The following is a 9,892-nucleotide window of genomic DNA, read 5'->3' on the forward strand; positions in this document are numbered from 1 at the left end:
GGAACCGTTCACCATATAGAACAAAAAGAGAACATGCAAGATGCGGGTATCGAAGTAACGAATGTCTCTTGTCAGTCCATTTGTTACAGAGAGCTGTTTAATTGAGGTCGGGAAGCCGATTGCCTTCTCCCGCGAAACTTATAGGATGTCAGGCGAGACTTGGTATTACCGATTGGATGTAGGGCAATGCGTAAATCCCTGGTTCTGTTTCTATTTGCAGTCGGTATCCTGTTAATCGGCTGGACGGGCTATGACTACTCGACAAGCGGACAAAAGGTTGTTGAGTTTGATCTTACGGGGGAAGCCGGGAATTCAGCATTAATCGACCTTGACCCATCCATGAATCCGATGCGGGCATTCCTGACAGTTATCTACGGCATAGAATTGCGCCAATCCAGCACTCCTGCCTTTACCTATGATCTCAGGCTGAACGGGCCCGGGGGCCTTTCCGCCTTCGAGGCAACGGGACAGCAGCGCGACAAGCGGGACGAAAACATATCCGAGTATGTCACAAAGACCTCGGAGCAGGTAGTGTCGTCCTTCACCGTTGCGGGGCGTGGCGCCTATTTTCTCGACTGGAAAGTCACGCCGGAAAATGCGGACATAAAGACGCAATCCCTGTCGCTGCGGCGGAACGTTCATCCCTTGCGGATTTTTCATTTAATCACAGGTATTACCAGTTTCGCGCTGGGGTTCCTGTTACTATTATTATTTCGTCAAAAAGGTTCTGGAAGTGGAAGAGACAATGGCAGATGACAAGCCGAGCTACCGTTTGCTGACAGGAGAGGATTCCTATGCCTTTTGCCAGCGGGTGAGCGACGCCCTGAAAGAAGGATACATCCTCTATGGCTCGCCCGCGGCGACGTTTGATAGCAACAGCAACCGCGTCATTGTCGCACAGGCGGTTATTCGGCCAGAGAAGTAAAGCCGAACCCATAAAGCCTCCGCCTCTTTATATGCGCAGATTTAAGCGGGCACGTCTGGATTAAGGCTGTAAGTTCCGACGTAGGACCCGCTGGCCAACACATGCCCTTCCATCGCGGCCAGAACTTCCGGCCCGCCAAAATCACCGGGAAGATCCAGTTTTTCAACGTCTAGCGCATAAATTGTAAAGTGGTAATGATGGACGATACTGTCATTCCAGGGGGGGCAAGGGCCATCATAGCCGCCATAACTCCCTCCCATTTCCGGATCGCCCGCGAACCAATCCGTAAAATTATTCAGGCCGGTCACGCCATAGGGTTTGGCTCCCGGGGGCTTGCCTTTCGCGGTAATCCCGTCGCTCACCTCACCCTCGGCAAGACTGGAATAATCGGTCGGGATATTGACCATGACCCAATGATAGAAATCGATACGCGGTAAATCGGCCGGGACAGTCTTTCCTTCCTGATTAACATCCTCACCAGACGACGGTACGTCCGGGTCATGGCAGATAATTGCAAAAGATCTTGTGCCTTCCGGAGCATCAGACCAGGCCAGCGCCGGGCTTTTATTGGTACTGAGCGCGACATGCCCTTCTTCCGCAGGGATACCGAATGCAAATTTCCCCGGGATTTCATGTCCGTTTTCCCATCCGTCAATTGATAGCTTCATGGAGGCTGTCATGTTCTTTTCTTTCCTGTTTTTTGCCATCATGGTTATGGTTAATCATACCAAAGCGGCCAAAGAACGTAAATCCCCTAGGGACGAAATGAAAAAGTGACAGGGCCTTTCAGGCTTTCAAGGTTTGGCCTGATCCATTCGGCCCACTGACAAAGAGCCGGCCGTGTTTCGCGCGGATCGATGAGGTCATTAACATTAAAGTTCTCGGCCCGAGGGAATGGGGACTGTTGCGCCGCCAGTTGTTCTTCAAGTTCTCGACGCAGTTTTTCGGGATCATCCGCTGCGGCCAACTGACGGCGATAGGCTACTGCAACACCGCCTTCCACGGGCAGGGCCCCCATTTCTGCACTCGGCCAGGCGAGGACATAGCCCCCATCGCTGAAATGGGCCGCGGCGGCGACCCCAAATGCCTTTCTGACAACAATGGTGGCCCAGGGGACGACGGACATGACTGCGGCTGCGACCGCCGATGTTCCATATTTTATCGTGCCATTTTTCTCCGCGTCCGGTCCGATCATGAAGCCGGGTTCATCCGTAAAATTAACGATGGGTAGGTGAAATGTGTCGCAAAGTTCAATAAACCGTCGCACCTTCTGCGCGGCGTCCGCGCCCATGGCGCCCGCATAGAACCAGCAGTCATTGGCGATGATTCCGACGGATAGTCCATTGAGGCGTCCAAAAGCAGTAATTAAACCGGGGCCAAATGCTCTTCCCATTTCAAAATAGCTTTCCCGGTCTATAACCATTTCAATGAGATTTCTCATCTTGAATGGCAATCTGCGATTTTTTGGTACGATGGAAAGCAGTGCCTCGTCTGCGCGGGCGGGAGGATCATCATTCAGTCGTTGCTCCGCCAATTCCCAGACATTGCTCGGTAAATAGCTCAAAAACTGTCGAATCTGCTCAAAAGCATCTATCTCACTTGTGGCAATATTGGCGGAAACGGCATTACGGCTATGAATTTGCACGCCTCCAAGTTCCTCTTTTGTTAATTTTATATTCAATGCACGCTCCACCAGTGCCGGTCCGGCAATCAGGAGCTGCGCCGTGTCCCGCGTCATAACGGAAAAATGCGATGCCGCAAATCTTGCGGCCGGGAACCCGGCCACCGGCCCAAGCGCCGCCGATGCGACGGGCACTTGCCCCAATATACGCGCAATTGAATGGAACCTCGGTGTTTCATAGACGGGGCTGCCGACAGGGCCGGAGTTCCCTTTTCCCTTTGCGATGCTACCGCCTCCTCCTTCCAGCAGGCGGACAAGAGGGGCACGATATTGTGATGCCAGTTCTTCGGCGAAGATGCTTTTTCGAAGGCCCGCCTGATTGGGCGATCCGCCCTTCAAGGTAAAATCCTCACCGCCAACGACGACCCGACGACCATCGATGTCGCCAAACCCGGTAATATAGTTAGCCGGAGAAAACGACACCAGATTTCCATCTGTATCCCGCTCGGCCGCGCCGGCCAATCGGCCCTGTTCGGCAAAGCTGTCTTTATCAAGCAGGTGATCCAGGCGCTCGCGAATGGTGAGCCGGCCCTTGGCATGATGCGTTTCAACGGCGTCGTTCCCACCCAGTTCCTGAGCCAAGATCCGCATTTTTTTTATTTCGTTGACGTCTTTTTCCCAGCTCATGCCGCGATTCCTTTTTGTGTGCTTTAAGCTTTACTATATCTGTAGTCTCTTATGCACATAACGGAAAAATTAGAACGGGCCGGAATATTAATTGTGTGGTGAGCGGGTATCCTGTTCCTCCGGGCTATGGGATGGCGACAGGTGTATGAGGGCAGGGGGAGGTATCCTGCCAAAAGTGGCGCAGGGTTTGTAGAGCTAGCTGCTGACTTTGCGCGTTTCCTTCATGCCGTCCATAATCTGCTTATTAACAGTTATTAACGGCGCAAGGGAGGCTTCCCCTTTCATGGCCACACTGCTGTAGCGACCAACCCACATGGCGATGGAAAGAAGCTGTGCCTTCAAGGTGACAGGTAGAGCATTCCCCTCCGTCATAAGGTCAGTTTGCAATGTCAGCCAAAGGCGCCGGTTATTGGCAATAACCTTGATTTTTGCAATCTGGTCTTCGACGTCAACTTCTTCCATAGCACGGGTGAATATTGCGAACGCCCGGTATTCAGTTTGCCTGGGGTTTTCGGTATTCTGGTTGGCTTTTTGATAAGCAGCTACAGACATATTAACATCTCATTCTAGTGCGATAATTCGATATCATTCCCTAATATCGTTACGATACTCTTACTATCACTGGAATAATTTTAGAATTGACTGCGGCCGGGAGTTGGCGATTGACAGGGACTGTATGCCAAGCTGTTCCTTTGTCTGCAGTGCTTGCAATTGTGCACTTGCCTCAGCCAGATTAGCGTCAACCAGAATGCCGAGACCTTCTTTGAGCTTATCTGTCAGCAGTTGTGTAAAGTCTGCCTGACTATCGAGTTTATTGGCCGCCGTACCGAGAGTGGTTATGACACTGCCAATAAGCGTTTCTGCTGCGTCAACGCTGGTGAGTGCTGCCGCTGGATCTGTCAGGTCCAGGGTCGCAAGACCCAAGGTTGCCAATGTAAGATCCTGTACTGGAATGGTCTGGGTAACACCGCCGAGCCCGGTTAGTACGTCGAGGTCAGCACCGGTACCGTCGAGTAAATTGACGCCATTAAAGGTTGAGGTCGTTGCGAAAGAGGTGATTTGCTCAAGCAGGGCATCAACTTCCTTCTGAAGCACAGTGACATCAAGTCCGCCGTTAAAGGCCTGAGTTACTTTTTCATTGATATCGATCAGGATATTCGAAACCTGTAAAGCGCCGGCATTTGCGACGCTCACTGTTGCCTGGCCGAACGTAAGACCCTCTTCAACGGCGCCAAGACTTGCAATATCGGCATGCATGGACTGAGCAATTGTAAAAGATGCCGGGTTGTCCTTGGGCTCCGCGACTTTCAGACCGGTCTCGACCTGTCTCTGAGTGTGGCTTAGCGATGACTGGGTAGCTGACAAAGTGCGAAGGGCTGCCATTGCCGTCGGATTGGTATTGATTGAAAATGTCATTCTATTCTCCTGTCCTTATCTGCAGTGCAATCAACGATCGCAAATTCACTTGTCAGGAGAGAAGCAAGAGCTGTGCCAATATAAAAAACCAAGGAAAACCCAAGGAAGCAGGCGCTTGCCTTAGTGTTTTCGCCCCCAGAGTAGTAGGGTAGAGAATAACTCAACTAGGAATATTTTTCTTTTGGGAGCAAGTTTTTCCCAAAAGAAGGCTAAGAGCGGGATTTCTTTTTTGGGAGGGAGCCGCCACCAAAAAGCGGAGAGCGGATTGAAAGGTGAGGGAATGCGACAGACTCTAGACAGACAAGTCGATCTGTATTGGCTGCGGCCCAAAATTATCACTGGAAACAGGCTGGAAAAGCGACAATATGGGATTGCTTGTAGGGTCTGTATTGTTAATCTGGGTAAAAATCAGAAAACGCTGGATGAGTTTGTCAATTTTTTCCGGATCAGTAAAATCGTCAATATCGACCTGCTTTTCAAGACGGGCCTTTTGCTGGCTGTAGTCCAAAGTCTGAAAGCTTTCCGGAAGTCCCAAGCTGACCCGGACCACATGCATCAATGTTTTATCAGCCATTATTTGCGAGATAGTCGTCACATTGCCCGCAAGCCGTTTGAAATACATTGCCTCGCGGACGCCGTCTGCCCTTTGGCCTTCAAATTTTTCATATTCGTTTGTTTTATAGCCATTGATGATAGCATCGACATTGTCCGGGTTTTGAAAGAAGTCCGGATCGCTGTTGAGGCTGTGTAACGCGCTCGCAAGTTTAGTCCAGCGAGGTTCAACCAGTTTATTCACAAGACTGTCTTTGCTGGCTGGGTCTTCTGTCAGGATCTTTTTGACCATTGCGGTTTTGTCGATTTCACTTTCCAACTGAAAAGCAGATAAAACCATCGTTAAAACTGTCCGGTTTTTCATGAGATCATCGACGGATTTTATATCCGTGATATTTTCCCTGAACTTTGCCAAATCGCGGGAAACAGTCGGCTGAGCCTGGAACGCCTTCATATGGGAGTCTTTTAGCTCGGTCGCGAGCTTATACCATAAAAGCGAATTGTTGTTTCCTGATACTTGCATAACCAGCCCAAAATGAAAGTTTTCCGACGCTAGTATACTGTATTAGCCATTAACGAACGGTTAACAGAAAAAGGCGGCTTGTGAAGCCGCCTTCCCTGTGATGAGCTAATTTTAGCGGAACAGGGCCAGAATACTCTGCGGCGCCGAATTGGCGATGCTCAGAGACTGGATGTTGAGCTGCTCTTTAGTCTGTATTGCAGTTAATTGAGCAGAAACTTCTGCCATATCGGCATCAACGAGTGTTCCAAGCCCTTCCTTCATCGTATCGGTCAGAAGAGTTGTAAACTCGCCCTGGCTATCCAGGCGATTACCGAAGTTACCAAATGCGACGAGGGCATTACCGACAATGGTTTCTGCCGCGGCAATGGCTGTCAAGGCGGCATCAGCGTCAGCGCTGACGTCGATTGCACCAAGGCTGAGCCCGGACGCAGAGGTCAAGTCCGTGTTGCTGGTAGAAATAACATCCGTTGCCGCCAAGCCTGTCGGAACCGTCAGCGTTGCCGCCGTCGCCGTCAGCAAATTAACGCCGTTGAAGGCAGAGGTGCCTGCAATTGTGTCGATCTGGGCGAGAACCTGTGTGACCTGGGCTTGAAGAACGGTACCATCAAGGCCGTCATTTTTAGCCTGAGTCGCAAGTTCCTTCAGTGTGGTCAACTGATCAGAAATAGCCGTTGCACCGGCGACAGCCATACTGTTTGTCGCAATACCAAAATCAATTCCTTCGCGGATGGCATTGAGAGCCCCAATATCGCCACGCATGCCCTGAGCAATCACAAATGTTGCCGGAGCATCCTGCGCATTGTTGACTTTAAGGCCGGATGAAAGCTGATCCTGGACCTGAGCAAGTGATTTTTGCGTCATGGTAAGAAGACGCAGAGCGGACATTGAACCGGGATTTGTGTTAATTGACGACATAATAATTTTCCTCATTCTAGAGACGTCGCATCTGCGACAGATCAGCTCTTTTGAGCCCCGGTCTACTTCGAAACCGTGGGACGAATATCACCCACACTTCCTAACAAAAGATTAACGAGTGATATTTTTGAGTTTCAGGGGATTAAAAAAGCTTGCTCGGGTGCCGGGCAGATGACGCAATGAGGCGCAGTTCCTGGAATTTTGCTATTCCAACTGAATATATTTTAATTTCGATGAGAGAAAAAAACACGTCGATAATCTCCATTTTGGAGATATGCAGATCTGGTGAATACGTGAATCATGCAAAAAATTAATAGCATAGTTACCCGCCTAGGAAGGCGGATTGCCGGTTTACTCCAGGCTGATGCTTTTTTGCAATTTCTTTAAGGCAGAATAATAGTTTTTTTCACCGACCAACCCGACGACTTCAAAAACGATGCCCCGCTCTCCGTCGTCCCGGGTCGAAAGGAATGCCGCTTGCGCGGCGTCCTGAAAGCTTTTGTAATGGGAAGTGTGATTATCCGGTTCAATATACATCAGTTGAACATATAAATACACGTTCTGTAGGGGCGTTACGACATTTTCGGGCAACAGAATATCCCGTTCACGCATGATGGCGGCGTCATTTTCCAGCGAAAAATGCATCGCCTTGTTACTGGTATTCGTCAGAACAGCGCCATTGACGACAATTTTTTCACCGGCCGGTATCCGAAATTTTAAAGCCATTGAACCTGTCTCCTGAAAGGGACATATATTTTACTAAAGCAACAGTCGCGCAATGTATAAAGAGGTTTACAGTTTGTGCGATATTCAAAATTTCTACTGGTCAGAGGGTCATCGCGATCTGTATGATTGAGCTGGGTATCATTATTACATTTTTTTAAGGGAGTTGGAGCTTTTGTCAATGCCAAAAAATTTAGGCTCCCTCATACTAAAATTGATCGTTGGGTCTTTTATTGTCGGCTGGGCACTAACCTTGTTCGATATTACCCCTCTTGATTTGCTCAAGGATCTGTCAGGAACCATAGGCCAGATTTATTCTATGGCATTGGAAACAGTACGTTGGTCCGCAGACTATATTCTACTGGGCGCAGTTATCGTCGTTCCGATCTGGGCAATTGTGGCAGGCTTGAATTATCTTCAGAAGAAAAGTCGCCGCGGGGGAACTTCCTCGAAAAAGCAGGAATGATCCTACGCTAACGATGATTTGCGCAATCTATGCACACAGCGATACTGGCGTCCAGAGCGAGGCGTTTTTCAGAAATTTCCTCCCCGCAACGCACGCATAAGCCAAAATCACCGTCTTCCAGCCTTTTTAATGCCGCGGCAATTCGGGTAAGCTCATTCTGCCGTCGGCGCTCCGTCTCCTGCGCCATTGCCTGACCTTGAAGTGCATCCATGCGCGACAGGCGGCCGACACGCGTTTGATCGAGTTCGACAGGGCGGCTGCTTTCATTACTGGCATCAATAATGGCCAGTAACTCTTGCCTGCGGCGCAGCAGTATCTCCCTTGTCGTTTTGTCGGTCATTCAAGCAGGCTAAGACAACTTTCAAGAAAGCACAATAACTTGCTGTCTTTTCAACCCGGGGCGGGCGTTTGATGTCTCAGAAAAGTCTCAGGCTTCCCACGTATGCCCCTGCCGTAAAAGGGCATCAATAGAGGGGGTCTTCGCACTTTTTGCCGCCTCTAGCTGGCGAGTTATGCCATCTTCGTAGGTTTCCGCCGGATCGCAATAGATTACACCAAAGGCCACAGGCAGCTCTTCGCCATCCATTGCCGCCAGCAATGTCGCCAGCGAACGGTTCTTTTCGTCATGAACGAGAATGTCGCTCTCGGTGACATCCTTTTCACCGATTGTAACCGCTTCAAGCGTCAAGGTTTTCGTGTTCAACCGGATGCCTTTGTTTTTATCGGCACCAAACAGCAACGGCTTTCCATGTTCGACATGGAGCTGTTTTTCGGCGGCAACGTTACGGGCAAGAACATTGTCAAAAACCGCGTCATTATAGACGATGCAGTTCTGCAGTATTTCAACCATAGACGTGCCTTTATGTGCATGGGCCCGTTTTAGAATTTCAGGAAGTGCTTTTTGCGTATCATACGCCCGGGCGGCAAATCGCGCGCCTGCGCCCAAGGTAAAGACGAGTGGCTTCAGGGGTGTATCGACCGATCCGTCTGGAGAGGAGGGGGTTTTCAGTCCCACGCCCGAGGTTGGAGAATATTGCCCCTTGGTCAGCCCATATATTTCATTATTGCAGAGCAGGATCTGTATATTCACATTCCGCCGTAACACGTGCAGCATATGATTGCCGCCGATACTGAAGCCGTCGCCATCTCCCGTCACCATCCAGACATCAAGATCCGGATTGGTGATCTTGATACCAGTGGCAAAGGCAGGGGCCCGTCCATGAATGGTGTGAAAACCATATGTGGACATATAGTAGGGAAAACGGGACGAGCAGCCGATACCGGAGACAAAAACGTAATTTTCCTTGGGCGTATCAAGATCGGGCAGCGTACGCTGAACGGCTTTTAATATGGCGTAGTCGCCGCAGCCGGGACACCAGCGAACTTCCTGATCCGACGCAAAATCGGCGGGCTTTAGTTTCTCTTTTGGAAGGGCGATATTCATATTAACTCTCTAACGCCACGTCAATGGCACCTTCAATTTCAGATATCTTAAAGGGTTGTCCCGTCACTTTGGTAACCGGCCGGGCATCAATCAGGAACTGGTCCCGCAGCACCGTTTTAAGCTGCCCATCATTCATTTCGGGAACGATGATCTTGTCAAATCCCTTTAATAGTTCTTCCAGGTTTCTCGGAAGAGGCCAGATATGTCGCAAATGAATATGGGACACTTTTTTGCCGTTCGCGATTTTGTTGGTGACGGCCCGGCTAATCGGCCCGTAGGTCGAACCCCAGCCGACAACGGCAAGCTCTCCTGTTTCATCACCGACCTCTATGGTTTGCAGCGGTATATCCTTTGCAATCCCGAGGATTTTATCCCGTCGCAAATCGGTCATCCGCTGATGGTTTGCGGGTTCGTATGAGATATTTCCGGAAATTTCTTCTTTCTCGATCCCGCCGATCCGATGCTCAAAACCGGCCATACCGGGAGTGGCCCATGGGCGCGCCAGTGTTTCTGGATCGCGGTTATAAGGCGCGAACCCCTCGGGGTCGGTTGCTTTGTGCGCCTTAAATGGAGTGCGTTCCGATATCTTTGGGATGAGCCACGGCTCGGCCGCATTCCCA

Annotated in this window: 12 protein-coding genes and 1 pseudogene; 3 read left to right on the forward strand and 10 right to left on the reverse strand. The window is 50.2% G+C overall.

Annotated features, from left to right (window positions below):
• Positions 1–186 precede the first annotated feature (186 nt).
• Together ACESNI_RS07465 and ACESNI_RS07470 are read left to right on the forward strand one after the other, a co-directional pair.
• Positions 187–756, forward strand: coding sequence for a hypothetical protein (locus tag ACESNI_RS07465; RefSeq protein ID WP_373085920.1), 570 nt, complete (start codon positions 187–189; stop codon positions 754–756).
• Entirely contained in the window at positions 746–925 is a 180-nt protein-coding gene (locus ACESNI_RS07470) for a DUF1737 domain-containing protein (RefSeq protein WP_373085921.1), read from the forward strand. The genes ACESNI_RS07465 and ACESNI_RS07470 overlap by 11 nt, the downstream gene beginning before the upstream one ends.
• A gap of 41 nt (positions 926–966) precedes the next feature.
• On the opposite strand, the gene ACESNI_RS07475 is transcribed toward ACESNI_RS07470, so the two are convergent.
• The 7 genes from ACESNI_RS07475 to ACESNI_RS07505 form a co-directional block, all read right to left on the reverse strand.
• The gene (locus ACESNI_RS07475; RefSeq protein WP_373085931.1) at positions 967–1,593 is read right to left on the reverse strand and encodes a YbhB/YbcL family Raf kinase inhibitor-like protein; all 627 of its coding nucleotides are present in this window, start codon (positions 1,591–1,593) and stop codon (positions 967–969) included.
• Positions 1,594–1,679: 86 nt separating this feature from the next.
• Positions 1,680–3,233: an acyl-CoA carboxylase subunit beta gene (locus ACESNI_RS07480; RefSeq protein ID WP_373085922.1), complete on the reverse strand. Its 1,554-nt coding sequence runs from the start codon at positions 3,231–3,233 to the stop codon at positions 1,680–1,682.
• A 195-nt stretch (positions 3,234–3,428) separates the two neighbouring features.
• The gene (locus ACESNI_RS07485; protein WP_373085923.1) at positions 3,429–3,785 is read right to left on the reverse strand and encodes a flagellar biosynthesis regulator FlaF; all 357 of its coding nucleotides are present in this window, start codon (positions 3,783–3,785) and stop codon (positions 3,429–3,431) included.
• A gap of 66 nt (positions 3,786–3,851) precedes the next feature.
• On the reverse strand, positions 3,852–4,649 hold the full coding sequence (locus tag ACESNI_RS07490; RefSeq protein WP_373085924.1) for a flagellin: 798 nt from the start codon (positions 4,647–4,649) through the stop codon (positions 3,852–3,854).
• Positions 4,650–4,941: 292 nt separating this feature from the next.
• Positions 4,942–5,724: a DUF1217 domain-containing protein gene (locus ACESNI_RS07495; RefSeq protein WP_373085925.1), complete on the reverse strand. Its 783-nt coding sequence runs from the start codon at positions 5,722–5,724 to the stop codon at positions 4,942–4,944.
• Between the two features lie 111 nt (positions 5,725–5,835).
• On the reverse strand, positions 5,836–6,639 hold the full coding sequence (locus ACESNI_RS07500) for a flagellin (RefSeq protein ID WP_373085926.1): 804 nt from the start codon (positions 6,637–6,639) through the stop codon (positions 5,836–5,838).
• Between the two features lie 351 nt (positions 6,640–6,990).
• A complete protein-coding gene (locus ACESNI_RS07505) occupies positions 6,991–7,365 on the reverse strand; it encodes a flagellar biosynthesis repressor FlbT (protein ID WP_373085927.1) in 375 nt (124 codons plus the stop codon).
• Positions 7,366–7,543: 178 nt separating this feature from the next.
• On the opposite strand from ACESNI_RS07505, the gene ACESNI_RS07510 reads away from it, so the two are divergent.
• On the forward strand, positions 7,544–7,828 hold the full coding sequence (locus ACESNI_RS07510) for a DUF6460 domain-containing protein (protein WP_373085928.1): 285 nt from the start codon (positions 7,544–7,546) through the stop codon (positions 7,826–7,828).
• Between the two features lie 7 nt (positions 7,829–7,835).
• Here the strand turns inward: ACESNI_RS07510 and ACESNI_RS07515 are convergent, their stop codons facing one another.
• The 3 genes and pseudogenes from ACESNI_RS07515 to ACESNI_RS07525 all read right to left on the reverse strand — a co-directional run.
• On the reverse strand, positions 7,836–8,168 hold the full coding sequence (locus ACESNI_RS07515; RefSeq protein WP_373085929.1) for a TraR/DksA family transcriptional regulator: 333 nt from the start codon (positions 8,166–8,168) through the stop codon (positions 7,836–7,838).
• Positions 8,169–8,255: 87 nt separating this feature from the next.
• Complete coding sequence (locus ACESNI_RS07520) at positions 8,256–9,272, reverse strand: 2-oxoacid:ferredoxin oxidoreductase subunit beta (protein WP_373085930.1); 1,017 nt, start codon at positions 9,270–9,272, stop codon at positions 8,256–8,258.
• Position 9,273: 1 nt separating this feature from the next.
• Positions 9,274–9,892 (reverse strand): annotated as a pseudogene (locus ACESNI_RS07525) (2-oxoglutarate ferredoxin oxidoreductase subunit alpha); the annotation flags it as partial.

It is taken from the genome of Sneathiella sp., from assembly GCF_041689005.1.
In the GTDB taxonomy this organism is placed as follows: domain Bacteria; phylum Pseudomonadota; class Alphaproteobacteria; order Sneathiellales; family Sneathiellaceae; genus Sneathiella.